Source organism: Chryseobacterium sp. UYP7 (assembly GCF_056279225.1).
On the sequence record NZ_JBWBQW010000006.1, the window covers coordinates 93,395 to 110,958 of the forward strand.

Sequence of the window (17,564 nt, forward strand, 5' to 3'; positions counted from 1 at the left end):
TAATAATTAATAGCCAGGATTCTGAACTAAGTTAGGGTTTGCGACAATATCTTTTGCCGGGATTGGATAGAGGTTTCTGTACTCTCCAACGGCTGTTCCATCTTTTACATTACCTTTCCAAGGCCAAAGGTATGCTCCGGTTGTAAATTTACCAAAACGAATAAGATCTGTTCTTCTGGTTAGCTCCCAACCTAACTCTCTTCCTCTTTCATCCAGCATAAAATCTAAATTAATAGAACCTACAGGAGTAGCTTCGGCTCTTGTTCTTAGAGAATTTACAAATCCTAATGCTGTTGATAAATTCCCATTACCACCTCTTAAAGTTGCTTCTGCATACATTAAGTAAATATCTGCAAGCCTAAATACCGGGATATCGGCATCACAATAATTTTTAGCAGCATCACTTCCAAAAGCTCCGGTACTTGTTAAATTTTTATATTTCACAAAGGCATATCCATCAGTAAAACTTCCTAAATCATTGATCTCAAGGGTTTGACCATCTTTGTAAAAATTTCCTCTTTGATCATTTGAGTTAAACAAACCAACATAAGCAGAAGTAGTTCTAAGACCACTCCAACCACCAGCGATTCCAAACATAGCTTCAGCCGGCATTGTTCCACCAACCGCAGCGTGAACCATATAAGTTGACCCACCAGATGTTTGAGTGTGAACGCCATCAAAAGCAATCGGGAAAATAACTTCTGGATTATTCTGATCGTTATCTGCGAGGAATAAATCTCCGTATTTACCTTTCAAAGAATATCCTGCACCAATGACTTTATTACAATATGTAATTACATCATTATTGTGTTCAACTCCGGTGTAAACTTTGGAATTAAGATAAAGTTTAGCCAGTAGAGACCATGCTGCAGCCTGATCTGCTCTCGCATAAGAATTAGATTTGGGAGCTTTTAGCTGATCAGCAACAGCCAGTAATTCCGATTCTACAAATTTAAAAAGATCTGCCCGCGTAATTCTCGCTGGCGGCGTCACAGAACCAGGCAAATAAGATTCATCAACAAAAGGAACATTCCCATATAAATCTAAAGCATAATAATAAGATAATGCCCGTAGATATCTTGCTTCAGCACGCATGTATTTCGCTTCGGTAAGATTATCTCCGCTAATATTGTTAGCTGCTAATTTTTCATCGGTCACGTTTCTCAAAAACTCATTTGATGTAGCGATTTGAGTGAATATTCGATAATATAATCCAGCAATAAATTCATTTGACGAATCCCAGGTCATTTTATGAATAGTCGTAAGATTACCATCATTCCAGGCAATTACTGCCTCATCGGTTGGTATTTCCTGCATGGTAAATAACATTCTGGTATACTGCGAAAAGTTACCGTCAATATCGTTCACATCAGAATCTCCCCCGTTGGATTGCTGTCCACCATTTGCAAAACCACCGTAAACTTTTGCTAAAGCATTTGGGTAATTATTGTAATCACCGAAAATACTTGCGGAGGTCATTCCTACGCGAGGTTCCTGTTCGAGATCACTTACGCAAGAAGTCAAAGAAACTAATCCGAAGACTGCTGCTATTGTTAGTATTTTAAAATTTTTACGTATCATTTTTTCTGTTATTAAAAATTAAAATTAAGTCCCAAAGAATAGATTTTTGGTGACTGATAATATCCATTATCAATACCGCCGAAAACTTCCGGATCTACGCCGGTGTAATCTGTAATTACAAATACATTTTGTGCCATTGCATAAACTCTTAATGCACTGCCGCTATTAAAAATATCTTTAAAATTATAACCCAGATTAACGTTGTCTAATCTCAAGAAAGAGGCGTTTTCCACAAAAATGTCTGAGAAATATTTTGGTGTTGCAAAACGATAATCAGCTGCTGAAGAATAAACATTTTGCAAATAACTGTTTGTAGCTGCCGATTGCAATGAACTGTTAGAAGCCGCATTATTATAGACATAATTTCCTAAAACTGCTCTCGCGCTTAAACTTGCGTCCCAGTTTTTATACGCCACTTTGGTATTAAATCCTAGTGTAAGATCCGGCTGGCTGGATTTATAGAAATAAAGATCTTTTGAATTAATAATTCCATCCCCATTTCTATCAACATAAACACCGTCTAGCGGTTTCCCGTTATCACCGTAAACTTGTTGATATACTCGGAAAGAATACGGATTATATCCAACTGCATGCGCCTGAATTTTATTTCCTGTTCCGCCGGTAATATCACCAACTGGTAGATTAAAAGAATCATCAGCACCCTGAACAAGGTTGGTCACTTTAGAATTATAATGGGTTGCATTAAAGGAAACTTCCCAGTTAGTGCTTTCAGTTTTTATTGGCACAACAGTAATTGAACCCTCAATCCCTTTGGTATCCATGTCACCGGCATTAAGTACGTTTACATTGCTTAAATCACCCGCAGCAATATTAGCTCGTACTAATAAATCTTCAGCTTTTTTCTGATAGATATCGATGGAACCGAATACTCTGTTTTTAGCAAAACCGTAATCTATTCCAATATTTTGTGTAGTAGTAGTTTCCCAGGTAAGAAGCGGATTATAAATATCGGGTCTCAGCATGTAATAATACTGACTCCCAAACTGGTATTCCGCTCCCTGAACACTTGCCGAATAATTAGCAAATGCGGGATAATAATTATCGCCTAATTCCTGATTTCCTGTTTTTCCCCAACCAGCTCTAACTTTTAAAGTGTTTACTCCACTATCCTTTAAGAAATTTTCTTCATTAACTTTCCACGCTACAGAGACTCCCGGGAAATTACCCCAAATATTATCTCTCGTTCCATTAAAAAATCTTGAAGATCCATCTCTTCTTATTGATGCAGAAAGGATATATTTATTGGCAACAGTAAAAATCCCTCTACCGTAATAAGAGAGCAATACCGCTTTTCTATCAATTTCCGGCGTAATATTACCCGGTTGCCCATTCCCCTGAATAGTTTTAACTACTGGTGCCTGGGTTTGAAAATCCTGATAAGAATAACCCGCAGTTAGATCCAAATTGGTATCAATAGCAGTAATGTTTTTCGTGTAACTTAAATAAGTTTCGAGCAATTTATTTTTCTTCTCGATCGTGTATTCTCTATTAGACCCTAAAATATTAAATCCAGATTTATAGATCGGACTGATTCTCGTAAAACCATCGCCTTTTGCATAGTCATAACCAGCATTTACATTAATGTGTAAATCAGGCAGGAAGTGTAATTTATAATCAAGCTGAATATTTCCTAATCCTCTATATACAGAAGAGATATCTCTAACAGCATCTAACTGAGCTAAAGGGTTTGCATTAGAATTCACGTTTAGAGTACCGTTCAAAAGCCACTCATAATAACCTCCGTAATTACTGTTTCCGGAGTAAACGGATTGTGTTGGATCAAAGTAAGTTGCACTTCCAATCACTCCACCGGCCGGGAAACGGTTATCGGTGTAAGTTCCTTTTGCGTTAACATTCACAGTTAAGTGGTTATCGAAAAATTTTGGATTTAAATTTAATGCAACAGACGATCTTCTAAATGAATTTGTTTTTACAATACCATTTTGATCGTTGTACCCGATCGATAATCTATAAGGCAAACCTTTAATACCACCACTCAACGCCAAATTATTGTCGGTACCCCAAGCTTCCTGGTAAATGAGATCTTGCCAGTTTGTATTGGCAGTTCCTAACTGCGCTTTATAAGTGCTGCTTGCAAAACTGTTTACAAAAGCACGATACTGATCACCGTCCAGAACAGGAACATTTCCCATCTTCGTAGATACAGACATCATTGTAGAGAAATTAATTTTCAATCTTCCAGCAGATCCCTGTTTTGTAGTAATTAAGATAACACCATTAGAAGCTCTGTTCCCGTAAATTGCGGTTGCAGATGCATCTTTCAGGATATCAAAACTTTGAATATCATTTGGATTTATTAATGAAAGAGGATCCGAAGCACCACTGATCCCACTGAAATCCTGCGGAACACCATCAATAACAATTAACGGAGCCTGCGATCCATTAAGTGATCCAATACCTCTAATTCGAATAGACGCTCCAGCTCCAGGTGCTCCACTATTATTAACAATAGTAACCCCCGGCGTTTTTCCTTGGATCAGCTGAGCAGGACTATTTGCTCCACTATTAAAATCTTTAGCGGTTACAGAGGTAATAGATCCTGTGAGATCCGATTTTTTCTGCTTACCGTAACCAATCAAAACAACCTGCTCAATTTCAGCAGTTTTAACTGAATCTGTTGTTTGTGCGTGTAACATTGTTCCGGCAAAAAGTAAAAAGGCCGGCGCAATTTTCAAAACTGTAGTATAGTTTCTCACAAAAATAAAATTTAAGAATTAATATTCAATACATAACTACTTCATCAATGGAAGTATCGCAATTTAATCAAAAAAACAATTATTATTAATTTTTTATTAAAATTGTTAATTTCTTCTGATAAAAATCATATCTTAAAAAGGTCAATTTTATTTAAAATACTGAAAAAGAATAAGTTAAAAACATATTTCCTCATTTGGAGACTATAAAAATTTAACAATTAGTTAAACATTCGTTTAGCGATTTTAGCATTGAAAAGACTATAAGTACTTAAAAATAAAGAATATTATTCAATTCGGTGAGCTTAATTTAACCATTTTTAAGACTTTATTTCAAATTAATAGCATTTAGATCCACTCCAGTGTCTACAGATATGATGCACTATAAATATTTAATAAAAGGTGTTAGAAGTGTGAAATACCACGAAACTAAATCACAGAAAAATACTATTTGAACTTGCGTGAGATTAAAATTAAAAACAGAAACGCTGTAAATATTTATGATGAAATAAGATATTTTACAAAAAATTAAATACGAAAACATTGATTTTTAATTAAGTCTTCAAACCCTTATCTTTGCAAAAATTAGAACAGAAAAATGTCAGATAGAAAATTAATTACCGCAGCTTTGCCCTACGCAAACGGTCCGGTTCATATTGGCCATTTAGCGGGAGTTTATATTCCTGCAGATGTTTATGCAAGATTCAACAGAAGATTGGGAAAAGACGTTGCTTTTATTTGTGGTTCCGATGAACACGGAATTCCAATTACCATTCGTGCAAAAAAAGAAGGCGTAACTCCGCAGTATATTGTAGATAAATACCATGGAATTATCAAAAAATCTTTCGAAGATCTGGGTATTTCTTTTGATGAATATTCTAGAACGACTTCTAAAAGGCATCACGATGTGAGTCAGGATTTTTTCAAGACCTTATATAATAAAGAGAAGTTTATCGAAGAAGTTTCAGAACAATACTTCGATGAACAAGCTAATGAGTTTTTAGCCGACCGTTATATCGTGGGAACTTGTCCGAATTGTGGCAATGAAAACGCTTACGGCGATCAGTGTGAAAAATGTGGTTCTACCCTTTCTCCCTCCGAATTGATCAATCCCAAATCCATGTTAAGTGGAAATGTTCCGATTTTGAAGGAAACTAAAAACTGGTATCTTCCTTTAAATGAATACGAAGATTTCTTGAATGACTGGATCATTGAAGGTCATAAAGATGATTGGAAACCGAATGTTTACGGACAAGTAAAATCATGGCTAACCGATGGTTTGAAACCAAGAGCAATGACTCGCGATTTGAACTGGGGCGTTCCTGTTCCACTTCCAAATGCAGAAGGAAAAGTGCTTTATGTTTGGTTTGATGCACCGATTGGCTATATTTCTTTCACTCAGGAATGGGCAGAAAAAAAAGGAAAAGACTGGAAAGATTACTGGCAGAATAAAGACTCTGATTTAGTCCATTTCATCGGAAAAGACAATATTGTTTTCCACTGCATTATTTTTCCGGCAATGATGAAAGCGCATGGCGACTATATTATGCCAACGAATGTTCCTGCTTTTGAATTTTTAAATTTAGAAAACGACAAGATCTCAACCTCCCGTAACTGGGCGGTTTGGGCGCACGAATATGTTCAGGAATTTCCGGGACAGCAAGATGTTTTGCGTTATTCTCTTCTTTCTTCCGCACCGGAAACCAAGGACAATAACTTTACGTGGAAAGATTTCCAGACCAAAAATAATTCAGAGTTAGTCGGAATTTTCGGAAATTTTATTAATAGAGTTGCAGTTCTGATTCACAAATATTACGACGGAGTTGTTCCGGCCGGAAATGAAAATGCTGAAGAATTAAACGAAATTACAAAAGCTGCTACCGAAGTTGAAAATTTTCTGGAACATTACGAATTCAGAAATGCTTTAACTGCAATGATGAATTTAGCGCGTTTCGGAAATCAATACCTTCAAATTGAAGAACCTTGGAAAACAATTAAAGATAATCCTGAAAAAGCAGCACAATCTCTTTTCGTTGCAGCGCAAATCGCCGTTGGGTTAGCACAAATATGCGAACCATTCTTACCTTTCAGCGCTGAGAAATTACAGAAAATGTTTAATGTTTCTCAATTAACCTGGACAGACATTAAAAACGAAAGAGTATTAATCAAAACCGGACATCTAATTAATCCGGCTGAATTATTATTCTCGAAAATTGAAGATGAAACTATTGAATTTCAAATTCAAAAATTAGAGAATACGAAAGAATCCAACAAAAAAACAAATTCTAAAGCCAACCCGATGAAAGAAGAAATTCAATTTGATGATTTTACCAAAATAGATTTAAGAACTGCAACAATTCTAACTGCAGAAAAAGTAGAGAAAGCAGATAAACTATTGAAATTCTCCGTAGATACAGGAGTTGATGTAAGAACTGTAGTTTCTGGAGTTGCTGAAAGTTTCACACCAGAAGAATGCGTTGGGAAACAAGTCATGATTTTATTAAATCTGGCTCCACGTAAAATCAGAGGAATCGAATCTCAGGGAATGTTGCTTTTAACAAATAACGCTGAAGGAAAATTAGTTTTTGTAACGCCTACCGAAACTGTTGAAAACGGTATTGAAATCGGATAATATTTAATTCAAACACTTCATAAAAAAAGACCTGAAAATTAATTCAGGTCTTTTTTTGTTAATCTTGCTAAAAAAGAATCTTCTTCCTGCAATATTTTTTCAATCTTAAATCCGTTATTTTCTGCGGCCCTTTCAAACGTTTCAAAATCCAGATAGAGCCATTTGATCGGCTTTTCGGTGTCTAATTTATAGTGCATAAAATAATCGACTTCACCATAATAATGATCTGCCGGAACCATCACACCACCATCATCATCGCGATCATACATGTAAAGAATATCGGTGCTGTCGATTAAAATCTGTCCTTTTTCGTTGAGTAAAGAATATAATTTTTCTAAATAGATATCAATTTTATCCAGCGATTGAAAAATTCCGGTGCCGTTCATCAAAAGCAAAACAGTATCAAAAGTCTCTCCTGAAAAATTCAAAATGTCCGAAGATAAAACATTTTTCAATCCTCTTAATTTTGAAACTTCCACCGCTTTCGGAGAAATATCTAAAGCTAAAACTTCTAAACCTTTATCATTTTGTAGATATAAACTGTGCGAACCTGCACCGGAACCAATATCTAAGGTTTTCCCTGTCGATAATTGCAGTGCTTTTTGTTCAATTAAATTCATGTCCTGGAAGTCTCTGAAAAGATACTCAACCGGCAAATCATCAATTTCAGAAATAGACGTTTCTGTCAAAATATTTTCTGCAGTTCCATTCTGATAGTAATCCCAAATTGCCTGTCCCATTAAATCTTTCATTCCAATAAAATTTTTTCAAAAATAAGGAAATTCAAAATAAGATTTAAAAAAAGCGATGTCTACAGGAAAAGTCATCCAACTAAAATATAGTATTGATTTCAGGAAGATATTTTATAAATTAGATTAAAGTTTTAGAACATGAGAAAAATTGACCAACTCTTCGCAGAATATGCCGAAAGTCACCAGAACCACACCAATAAAACGATTCACTGGATTTGTGTTCCTTTAATATTTTGGTCGATTTTAGGACTCATTTCTCTAATTCCTGCACCGCATATTTTCGTGCTTTATTTTGGCGCAATAAGTATCATTTCGTTGGTAGCAGTACTTTTGATAACGGTCTTTTATTTTAGATTATCCTGGAGAATCGCTTTAATAATGATTGTTATCTTGCTTTTGATGGAACATTTGGTTTACTTCGTGAACATTAAATTAGAACATCAATCCTGGATTTTGTTTGTCGCAGTTTTTGTCCTTTCCTGGATCGGACAATTTTACGGACATAAGATCGAAGGCAAAAAACCAAGCTTTCTAAAAGATCTGCAATTTCTTTTAATTGGTCCGATCTGGCTTTTACATTTCTTATTAAAAAAATCTGGAATTAAATATTAAAAATTTGTTTTCAAAGCAAAAAAAACCGTCTCTTCAATCGTGAAGAAACGGTTTGTTATTTTATAAAAAAATATCTTAAGCGTTGAAATGTTCTTTAACCATTTCTAAAAAATGCTCGCCACTCATTTTTTGGTCTGTACCAAGAGTCACTTTCAAATTTTTGAATTGAGGAGTTTCTGCCAGATGATTTTTAAATTGCTCTTGAATTGTTCCCGTTCCGGTAACATACAATTCTTCTGTATTGGTGATCAAATGCTCCAGATCTTTGAAATACTTTGCAGTATTAGTCTGCTCAACATTATTTGCGTTTTTCTCGCTGGAGTTCCCGTGCTGTACATCTCTCTTTACAGGATCACACAAAAAGAATTTAAAGGCACTTTCGATATCATGATTTTTAACTACAACTGCATTTTCTGAATCCATCCAGATTCCTGCTAATTTTTTTTCTGACATAATAATTTATTTCAGAGATTAAAGGCAACAATGATGCAAACAAGCTGTTAATGATTGTTAAACTTTATTTTCCAATGACAAAAACTGCTGGAATTTTGTGAAGTTCCGGTTTATTTTTCTGCCATTCTTTGATGGTTAAGGTCTTAATAAATTCATTTTCCGGATCGTTAATATTTGCGGCGATACAAAGCTTAGTTTGTGGGGAAAGAAACTTACACAGATCCTCAAAAAGCGGATTGTTGCGATACGGAGTTTCCATAAAGATCTGGGAATATCCTGTTGAATTCAATTGATTTTCCAGCCACAAAGTTTTGGATTTCCTTTCCGTCCGGTTGATCGGTAAATAGCCATGGAAGGTAAATTCCTGCCCATTAAAACCACTTGCGATCAACGCTAAAATAATAGATGAAGGTCCATTAACAGGAACGACCTGCACCGAATTTTCATGACACCATTTTACCATGACATTTCCGGGATCAGCGATACAGGGAAGTCCAGCTTCGGAGAGCAAACCAAAATCCTGACCTTTGATCATCAACATTTGCGCTTCCTGAAGATCCTTTCTTTCCGAATATTTATCCAAAAGAAATAGTTTCAGATCAGCCTGCTTCTTTCCTGGCGCAAAAAATTTGATGACTTTTCGAGCCGTCTTTTCATTTTCTACAAAAAAGTAGTCGGTTTTTAAAACATATTCTTTGATCGCAGGTGCGAAATAATCAATAGGAGAGTTTTCGGAGATATAAGCTGGAATAAGGAAAAGCATGATGAATTGATTTGATGATTACTTGATTTGATGATTTGATGATTTGATGATTTGATAATTTAATAATTAGAATAAATTTTTTTTTTAAAACTACTAAATCAACTTGGCTCTTTTTACTTTTTACCAGGCTCTTTCAAAACGGACTCTTTTAATTCTTCAGCAATCTTGTCAGAAGCTTTATCAAGCATTTGATATACTTTATCGAAATCTTCCATTTCACTCCAGAAAGGATCTGGAACTTCCTGATCTCCTAGAATTAAAGAAACTTTCTGACGTTCAGTTTCATCGTTCGTCAAGGACAATACATCTTTCAAATTATTGCGGTCCATCACAAAAATACGGTCGTAATTCTGAAAATCCTCGGCAACAAAAAGTCTGGACTTCTGCGACGAAATATCGATATTATAATTTTTAGCAGTTTCTAAAGACCGGTGATCCGGACTTTTACCTGCGTTATTCTCCAGCGTTCCCGCAGAATCTACCGTGAAATTATCTGGTAATTTTGATTTTAAAATCCCTTCTGCAAGTGGACTTCTGCAAATATTTCCAAGACAAACCATTAAAATTTTCATATAAAACTATTTTTATAAAGTTCGAAAAATACAAATAAAAAAAGGAATTTAAAAAAATCCCTTCTATTTATCTTAATATTTAACGAGCAAATTACTGTCTAATTTTTTCGCCTAATTCTTTTACGTATTTTTTGAGCTCCTTATCGATTTTCGAAACATCTTTAATCGTATCGCAAGCATACATCACCGTTGAGTGATCTTTTCCACCCATTTCTTCTCCAATTTTGGTGAAGGTTGCGTTGGTTAACTCTTTTGCAAAATACATCGCCAACTGTCTTGGTAAAGCGATTTCTCTTTTACGTGTTTTCGATAAAAGCTGCTCTCTTTCGATCCCAAAATATTCACAAACAACATCCTGAATATAAGGAATGTTGATAACTTTTTTCTGGTTCGCTGCGATCTTACTGATGGTTTCTTTTAGCAGTTCCAGTGATAAATCTGACTTATATATGGTCGAATAGGCAATCACTGAATTAATAACCCCGATCAATTCCCGAACATTAGTTTTTACTTCCGACGCCAGGTAATCCAACATATCTTCCGTTAAAACAATTCCGTCGCGGCTTAATTTATCAACGATAATTCTTCTTCTGGTATCGAAATCCGGAGATTTAATTTCCGCAGAAAGTCCCCATTTAAATCGGGAAACAATTCGTTCCTGAATATCTAAAATATCAACCGGTGCTTTATCAGAAGTTAAAATGATCTGCTTTCCGTTCTGGTGCAAATAATCGAAAATATGGAAGAAACTGTCCTGCGTAGATTTTTTACCGGATAAAAACTGAATATCATCAATAATTAAAACATCTACCATTTGATAAAAATTCGCAAATTCTGTTTGTTTATGAGCTTTCGCCGCTGAAACAAACTGCTGAATAAATTTCTCGGAAGATAAATATAGAACCACTTTATCCGGATAAGAATTTTTAACTTCTAAACCGATGGCGTGACCTAAATGCGTTTTACCAACTCCATAACCTCCATGTAAAAACAAAGGGTTAAAAGCAGTTGCACCCGGTCTTTTCGCGATAGATTTCGCTACAGTGGAAGCAAATTTATTGCTTTCCCCTTCTACATAATTGTCAAAAGAAAAATCGGCTTTCAAATTAGAATCGATATTCACTTTCTTCATTCCCGGAACCACAAAAGGATTGATTAAATTCTGAGAAAATGAAGGTGGCAAAGTTTCCTGAACTTTCGGTGTTGCAATAGTTTTACCTTTAAAGTTCACCGTAATTGGCTGTTCCTGTCCGCTAGGTCTGTTTTCCATTACGGAATACCAAAGTTTGACGCCTTTTCCAATGTTTTTCTTGAGTGCTGCAGAAAGTAGAGACAAATAATTATCCTCAATGTATTCCTTATAAAAATCACTTGGGACCAAAAGGGTAAGATTGTTACTTATTAAGGAAACCGGCTGCACATTATCGAACAGCAAATCGAAAGAATTTTCTAATTTTTTCAAGTCGGTATTATCTTCAGCGGCGTTAAGGTTATCCCTCATAAACTGAAGACATTTTTCCCAAATAAGTGTTAAATTTTCGTTCATTTTCTTTCAGCAATTAGTCCTGCAATATTTGATTTTGGCGGGAAGACAAAGATGGAATTTTAAAATTTCTAAAAAAAATTTTTGTCCTATTGATTATTTAAAAATATATTTGTATGACCAAATTAGAACTTAAAATGATACACACAACCAACTCAATTAGAGTACGTTACGCCGAAACCGACCCTATGAAATACGTCTATTATGGCAATTACGCCACGTATTTTGAAGTAGCTCGAGTAGAACTTTTTCGCACCCTTGGAATATCGTATGATGAGATTGAAAATCAGGGAATTTGGCTCCCTGTTTCGGAGTACAGCATTAAGTATTTGAAGCCTGCTTTGTATGATGAAATTCTTGAAATTCATACCTTCATTAAAAAAATTCCGGGAGTTCGCGTAGAATTTGAGTATGAAATTTATAACAGTTCCAAACAGAAAATAACCGAAGCTAAAACGACGCTCTTCTTTTTGGATGCTAAAACCAATAAGATTGTAAAATGTCCGGACTTTTTAATGAAAATTATCAAAAAAAACTGGCAAGAATAGAATTAAACTTCTGTTCCGGGTTTAATTTCATAGGGCTCTTTATTTTTTTCGAAAATCCGGGTCAGTTCATTTCCTTCAACCGTGATTTTATTTCCGGTTTTACGGATCCAGTTTCCTTCCCGAAGTCCAACGACCTTGGTGTCATTCTGAGTTAAAAATTCTTTGATCCGCGTTTCTCTGGTTTCGCCGTTGTGTTTTAATTCCGGATCTGGATCCAGATAATGTGGATTGATGTCGAACGGAACCAATCCCATCGTTTCAAAACTTTCAGGATAAACGATCGGCATATCATTCGTAGTTTTCATATTGAGGCCGCCAATATTCGATCCGGCGCTGCTTCCTAAATAAGGTTTTCCCTTTTCTACATTCTCCTTTAAAAGTTGCATCAGATTTTCTTCGTGCAAAGTTTTTACCAAAACAAAAGTATTTCCGCCACCCGTAAAAAATCCTTTCGCGGAATTAACTGCTTCAATTTTATTTTCGAATTCATGCAGTCCTTTTACTTTAATCTGGAGTTCAGAAAAAAAGTCGCGCGCTCTGGCGGTGTAATCTTCGTGGGAAATTCCGCCTGGTCGTGCTAAAGGAATAAAAATAATTTCATCGGTTCCTTTAAAAAGTTCAGCTATTTCTTTTTTGATATATTCTAAATATTTTCCGCCGTAAAGCGTAGAAGTTGAAGCCAGGAGTACGTTCATAATTAATAGTATTTGTTAAAAATCAAAGTTATTACTATTAATATGGAGAAGCAAAATCCTTCGCCAATTATATCAGATTGCGCAGAAACTAAATATGTTTTATCTATAATTATTATATTCGTAAAATATTACATGATTTTTATCAATTTCACACCAATTAATTAAATATTAACTTTTATGACACTAATATGATTTATCTTTGCAGTGAAATTAACAACAAAAAACAACAAGATGAATTATACAGTAGTAGGATTATTTCCAAGCAAAGAATTTACGAAAGAAATTTCTGCAGATTTAGAAAGATCAGGAATCAGAAACGAAGATTATATTATTTACAATACAGACCTCAGCAACGCCAGAGAAGAAAAAAGAAATTTCTGGAAAAAGATATTAGGTTTGAACACTCCGATAATGCAAACAGGCGTTGAAAGATTGATCACCAGCGTTGCTTGTAGAAATGATGAAGAGTTGCAGACCATTAAAAAATCTTTTGAAAAAAATAATGTCGTAAAAATCTATGAGTTTCCAAATATGACTTTGGAGCAGGCAAAAAATTTAGATTACGTGAAGAAAGTGGTTGCGTTACGGGCAAAATCGCAGATCTACGCGATGCCACAAATCTCTCTTTCACGCAGTGCAATGCACGCAGGAATTAATGCGGAGGTGGTTGGTTAAAACATCACAGCTTTTCAGAATCATAAAATCTGTACTTTTTGTATGGATTTTTTTTGCTTTAATCGCACCAATAATTTCTCGATTTAAGGTATTATCTTTACTATCTTCCAAAAAAGTTGCTATAAAAATCAGATCTTCTTTTCCGCAATTTTCCTACTGACTATCGATCTTTTATTTTCGCAGCAGAAGATCTACTGCAATCGCATCAATATTGATCACGGTTAAACGCCCTTCAAAAATTTCTCTTCTCAAGGGAAACAATGGCCCACAGCAAATCCTGTGATTATTAATTTTCAAACCAACTTTTCCTTTTTTCTAAGAATCAGGAAGGTTACTCAGATCGCTCGAAATTTTTAAAGCAGAATAATTAAAGACCAAAATTGGCGTTTATTAGCAAACATTAACTATTTTTATACGATGAAAAATCTCCTTTTAATACTGACGCTTTTTTCAACGTTCTGTTTCGCACAGGAAATCTCTTTAAAAGAGAAAAGTGGGATTTATCCTTTATATATTGTTGATGGAGTTATTTCCAACGAGACTCAAATGAAGCTCATTCATTCCACGGAAATCACTTCGGTAAGCATTTATAAATCCGATAATTTACCGGAAAACTTAGGCGATTTTACCAATTTTTCTACAGAAGGCATTATTGATATTTCTCTGAAGACAAAGATCGAAAACAATGAAACTGTTTCTTTATCAAGCCTCAACATTCATCATAGATTAGACGAAATAAATCCAGTGTACATTAACGCGATCTTACTGAAAGACACGAAAGTAAAAATTGTAAAGGACGCCATTATCGATACGGAGATCATTGAAAACAACGGTCAGAAATTTTTGAATATCTGGACGATTTCTCAGGACGAAAGAAATGGAATTACAAAACGAACGGGCGGCATTAAGCGCAACCAAAAAGACCTGAAATGAAAATCGCTTTCCTTGGTCCACACGCAAGTTTCACGCAGTTGGCGTGCTCCCAAATTTTTCCTGATCACGATATTATTCCACACTCCAGCATTTTAGACTGCTTTAATGCCGTAGACATTGGCGAAGTTGAAAAAGCTGTTGTTCCCCTCGAAAATTCAATCGAAGGAACGGTTTCCATGACTTTGGATTATCTCTACGACTTCAAAAATATCTTTATAGAAACCGAAGTGGTAATGCCGATTGCACATCAGTTAATGGTTCACCCGAACAACGAATATTTCGACAAGATCATTTCGCACCCTCAAGCTTTGGCGCAAACTTTCCATTTTAGAAACGATCATTTTAAAAACATTGAAACACAGGATTTCAGCTCCACTTCTGCTTCTGCGAAATTAGTTGCAGAAAATCCTCAGGAGAAATGGGCAGCGATCGCTAATTCTTATGCTGCGAAATTATACGGTTTAAAAATCATGAATGCCAACATTCAGGATTTTGAGCAGAATCACACCAAGTTTATTGTCATCTCCAAAAAGAAAGATATTTTGAAACTGGATTTTCCGAAAACTTCGGAGAAAACTTCTTTGATCATTACGCTTCCGGAAGATCATGCAGGCGGGCTGCATCAGGTTTTATCGGTTTTTGCCTGGCGAAAAATGAACCTCTCAAAAATTGAAAGCCGTACTCTAAAAACTGGCTTAGGCAATTACTTTTTCTTTATTAATGTCGCCAATGAATGGCATCCGGTTTTGTCGGAAAATGCGCTGGAAGAATTGAAATCTTTTGGTGCACATGTAAAATTTCTGGGTCATTACGACGAATACGTATTAGAAAGCTAACAATTTCTTTAAATTTAAAAAAAAATTGAATGACCTTTATTTTTATCCTCTTTTTAATCGGAGTTTTTTTTACATTTGTCTATTTCAACAACAAATTAAGAAATCTTGAAAAGGAGATTTTTGATTTAAAAAAGAAAATTCAAAGTCTGGAAATAGCGGGAGAAAAATCTGTTCAATCCAACGTTCCTTTTCTGGAAAAAGGTCAGAAAACATTTGTTCTTCAAAAAACACAAACTCCAACTTCTAAAGAAGAAATACAAACTGAAAGTTTTCCTGAAACTGAAAACTGGATTAATGGCGTTTTTGATTTCATAAAGAACAATATTCTTACGATCATTGGGATTTTAACTTTGGTACTTGGCATCGGATATTTTATAAAATACGCCATCGATAAAAACTGGATCGGAGAAACCATGCGTTTCCTCATCGGAATTTTCGTCGGATTAGGAATCTTGAGCCTTGGATATTTCCTCAAAAAAAATAATAAAATATTTTCAGCGATCCTCAGTGGTGGCGGTTTAGCAGTGCTTTATTTAAGTGTTACGATCTCGTTTCAGGAATATCATTTATTTTCGCAAAACATCGCTTTCACCTTTTTGTTAGTCATCACCATTCTCGCCGTTGCGATCTCTTATTTTTATGACAGCGAAGTCCTGATCATTTTTGCTTTGATCGGTGGTTTTGCGTCGCCATTAATGATCAGCACAGGACATTCTAATTACCTTTTTCTCTTCTCTTACCTTTCTCTTTTAAATTTAGGAATGCTTGCGATCGCCTATCTCAAAAACTGGAAAAGTATTGGCTGGGTCACATTTTTCGCCACTTATCTGTACGTAGGTTTTTGGATGATGGATAAAATTGAAATCCGTTCCATTTATTTCTTCGTCCTCTTTTATCTCATTTTTTATGCTTTTGCGCTTCGGAATTATTTCAAACGATCCAGTTTAGACTCTCAAGATCTTCTTTTGTTAGTGCTGATCAATTTCATCAGCATTATTGGAATAACCTATATTTTCATCCGTTTACAGCTGCAGCCACTGGCTTTATTCCCGCTTTTATTTTCGGGAATAAACATTCTACTTTGGCTTTTCGAAAAAAGAAAAAACAGGAATAATCTTTATCATCCAATTTTTGTGGGTCTTTCTTTAAGTTTGATTACGGCTGCAATTGCGCTTCAATTTAAAATGCATTTGATCACGACTATTTGGGCGGTAGAAAGTGTGTTGATTTTATTTTTATGGAAGAAAACTAAACAAAAAATTTTTCAAAAGTCTTTTAATGTTCTGATTATTTTGGTTCTTGTTGCAGAAGTTTTCACCTGGTCCAGATATGCAGACTCAGAAAATTTAAATCCAATTCTGAATCCTGTTTTTCTGACGGGGATTTTGGTAAGCATTTGTTTAACCTTCAATTACTTTCAACTTAAAAAAATTGAAGAACCTAAAAAAACTTTATTTCTTGAAGCCGATTATTTTAAATTCCTGGTTTTGGGCAATATTTTTCTTGTGGGTTTATTCGAAATTTTAAATCAACTGCAAAATAACGCTCTGTCTTTTATTTCTGTAACTTCAGTTCTGTACGCCTTATATTTCATCTTTATTTTACTGCTGCTGAATCGGTTTTTACTGAAAATAAATGAAGAAAAGGTTTTGATCTATATTTCGCTCGTATTATCGTTACTCATGATTTTAATTCCAGATTTTGCGGAAGTTTTATCGAATAAAGAAATTTCTTACAGCTATTATTTGCTCTATTTAATTCCCCTAATTTTTGCGGTTTACCGGTTGATTAAAAACAGATCATTTGAAAGTAAAAGTGATTTCTGGTTCGTTGCATTAACACTTGTTTTTATTATTAGTATTGAATTTTCGCACCTCTATCAATGGATTAATCTGGATAAAATTCAGAGCATATCTGAAATTCAAAGATATTTCACCATCTTCTTCTTACCGATTATCTGGACGATCATGGCGGTCTTTTATCTATTTTTAGGCTTAAAGAAAAACCTGCCGGAACTTACTAAAATTGGTTTCTTCCTTATTCTCTTAATGGCGCTCAAATTATATACGTACGATGTCTGGAAAATGGATAATATTTCCAGAATTATTGCCTTTATTATTCTAGGATTAATTTTGCTCACAAGTTCATTTACCTTCCAAAAAATAAAGGGAATTATTAAAAATTTGAAATAGAAAATATCGAGAAAGTGTAGAAATCTTCGTTGAAAGAATAAA

At 34.9% G+C, this 17,564-nt stretch carries 15 protein-coding genes; 7 read left to right on the top strand and 8 right to left on the bottom strand.

What is annotated here, in order from left to right:
- Positions 1–6: 6 nt before the first annotated feature.
- Together ACZ9HT_RS12820 and ACZ9HT_RS12825 are read right to left on the bottom strand one after the other, a co-directional pair.
- A complete protein-coding gene (locus ACZ9HT_RS12820; RefSeq protein ID WP_476040884.1) occupies positions 7–1,581 on the bottom strand; it encodes a RagB/SusD family nutrient uptake outer membrane protein in 1,575 nt (524 codons plus the stop codon).
- 11 nt (positions 1,582–1,592) lie between these two features.
- Positions 1,593–4,319, bottom strand: coding sequence for a SusC/RagA family TonB-linked outer membrane protein (locus tag ACZ9HT_RS12825; protein WP_476040885.1), 2,727 nt, complete (start codon positions 4,317–4,319; stop codon positions 1,593–1,595).
- 595 nt (positions 4,320–4,914) lie between these two features.
- Between ACZ9HT_RS12825 and metG the strand changes: the two genes are divergently transcribed.
- Positions 4,915–6,948 (top strand): methionine--tRNA ligase, encoded by a 2,034-nt coding sequence (gene metG, locus ACZ9HT_RS12830; protein WP_476040886.1) that lies wholly within the window; start codon positions 4,915–4,917, stop codon positions 6,946–6,948.
- 38 nt (positions 6,949–6,986) lie between these two features.
- Here the strand turns inward: metG and ACZ9HT_RS12835 are convergent, their stop codons facing one another.
- Positions 6,987–7,700, bottom strand: coding sequence for a class I SAM-dependent methyltransferase (locus tag ACZ9HT_RS12835; RefSeq protein ID WP_476040887.1), 714 nt, complete (start codon positions 7,698–7,700; stop codon positions 6,987–6,989).
- A gap of 138 nt (positions 7,701–7,838) precedes the next feature.
- Here ACZ9HT_RS12835 and ACZ9HT_RS12840 point away from each other — a divergent pair, with 138 nt between their 5' ends.
- On the top strand, positions 7,839–8,312 hold the full coding sequence (locus tag ACZ9HT_RS12840) for an Mpo1 family 2-hydroxy fatty acid dioxygenase (RefSeq protein WP_476040888.1): 474 nt from the start codon (positions 7,839–7,841) through the stop codon (positions 8,310–8,312).
- Positions 8,313–8,387: 75 nt separating this feature from the next.
- On the opposite strand, the gene ACZ9HT_RS12845 is transcribed toward ACZ9HT_RS12840, so the two are convergent.
- The 4 genes from ACZ9HT_RS12845 to dnaA form a co-directional block, all read right to left on the bottom strand.
- A complete protein-coding gene (locus ACZ9HT_RS12845) occupies positions 8,388–8,765 on the bottom strand; it encodes a hypothetical protein (protein WP_476040889.1) in 378 nt (125 codons plus the stop codon).
- Between the two features lie 64 nt (positions 8,766–8,829).
- On the bottom strand, positions 8,830–9,528 hold the full coding sequence (locus ACZ9HT_RS12850; protein WP_476040890.1) for an SAM-dependent methyltransferase: 699 nt from the start codon (positions 9,526–9,528) through the stop codon (positions 8,830–8,832).
- 113 nt (positions 9,529–9,641) lie between these two features.
- Positions 9,642–10,100, bottom strand: coding sequence for a low molecular weight protein-tyrosine-phosphatase (locus tag ACZ9HT_RS12855; RefSeq protein ID WP_476040891.1), 459 nt, complete (start codon positions 10,098–10,100; stop codon positions 9,642–9,644).
- 91 nt (positions 10,101–10,191) lie between these two features.
- Entirely contained in the window at positions 10,192–11,646 is a 1,455-nt protein-coding gene (dnaA, locus tag ACZ9HT_RS12860; protein ID WP_476040892.1) for a chromosomal replication initiator protein DnaA, read from the bottom strand.
- Between the two features lie 134 nt (positions 11,647–11,780).
- Between dnaA and ACZ9HT_RS12865 the strand changes: the two genes are divergently transcribed.
- A complete protein-coding gene (locus ACZ9HT_RS12865; RefSeq protein ID WP_476041004.1) occupies positions 11,781–12,191 on the top strand; it encodes an acyl-CoA thioesterase in 411 nt (136 codons plus the stop codon).
- A gap of 2 nt (positions 12,192–12,193) precedes the next feature.
- Here ACZ9HT_RS12865 and pepE read toward each other — a convergent pair whose 3' ends face one another.
- Positions 12,194–12,886: a dipeptidase PepE gene (pepE, locus tag ACZ9HT_RS12870; protein WP_476040893.1), complete on the bottom strand. Its 693-nt coding sequence runs from the start codon at positions 12,884–12,886 to the stop codon at positions 12,194–12,196.
- 231 nt (positions 12,887–13,117) lie between these two features.
- Here pepE and ACZ9HT_RS12875 point away from each other — a divergent pair, with 231 nt between their 5' ends.
- The 4 genes from ACZ9HT_RS12875 to ACZ9HT_RS12890 all read left to right on the top strand — a co-directional run bounded on the left by ACZ9HT_RS12875 (position 13,118) and on the right by ACZ9HT_RS12890 (position 17,522).
- Positions 13,118–13,561: a hypothetical protein gene (locus tag ACZ9HT_RS12875; protein ID WP_476040894.1), complete on the top strand. Its 444-nt coding sequence runs from the start codon at positions 13,118–13,120 to the stop codon at positions 13,559–13,561.
- Positions 13,562–13,978: 417 nt separating this feature from the next.
- The gene (locus tag ACZ9HT_RS12880; protein WP_476040895.1) at positions 13,979–14,494 is read left to right on the top strand and encodes a hypothetical protein; all 516 of its coding nucleotides are present in this window, start codon (positions 13,979–13,981) and stop codon (positions 14,492–14,494) included.
- Positions 14,491–15,330, top strand: a complete 840-nt coding sequence (pheA, locus tag ACZ9HT_RS12885; RefSeq protein ID WP_476040896.1) for a prephenate dehydratase — start codon at positions 14,491–14,493, stop codon at positions 15,328–15,330. The genes ACZ9HT_RS12880 and pheA overlap by 4 nt, the downstream gene beginning before the upstream one ends.
- Positions 15,331–15,359: 29 nt before the next feature.
- Entirely contained in the window at positions 15,360–17,522 is a 2,163-nt protein-coding gene (locus ACZ9HT_RS12890) for a DUF2339 domain-containing protein (protein ID WP_476040897.1), read from the top strand.
- Positions 17,523–17,564: the final 42 nt, after the last annotated feature.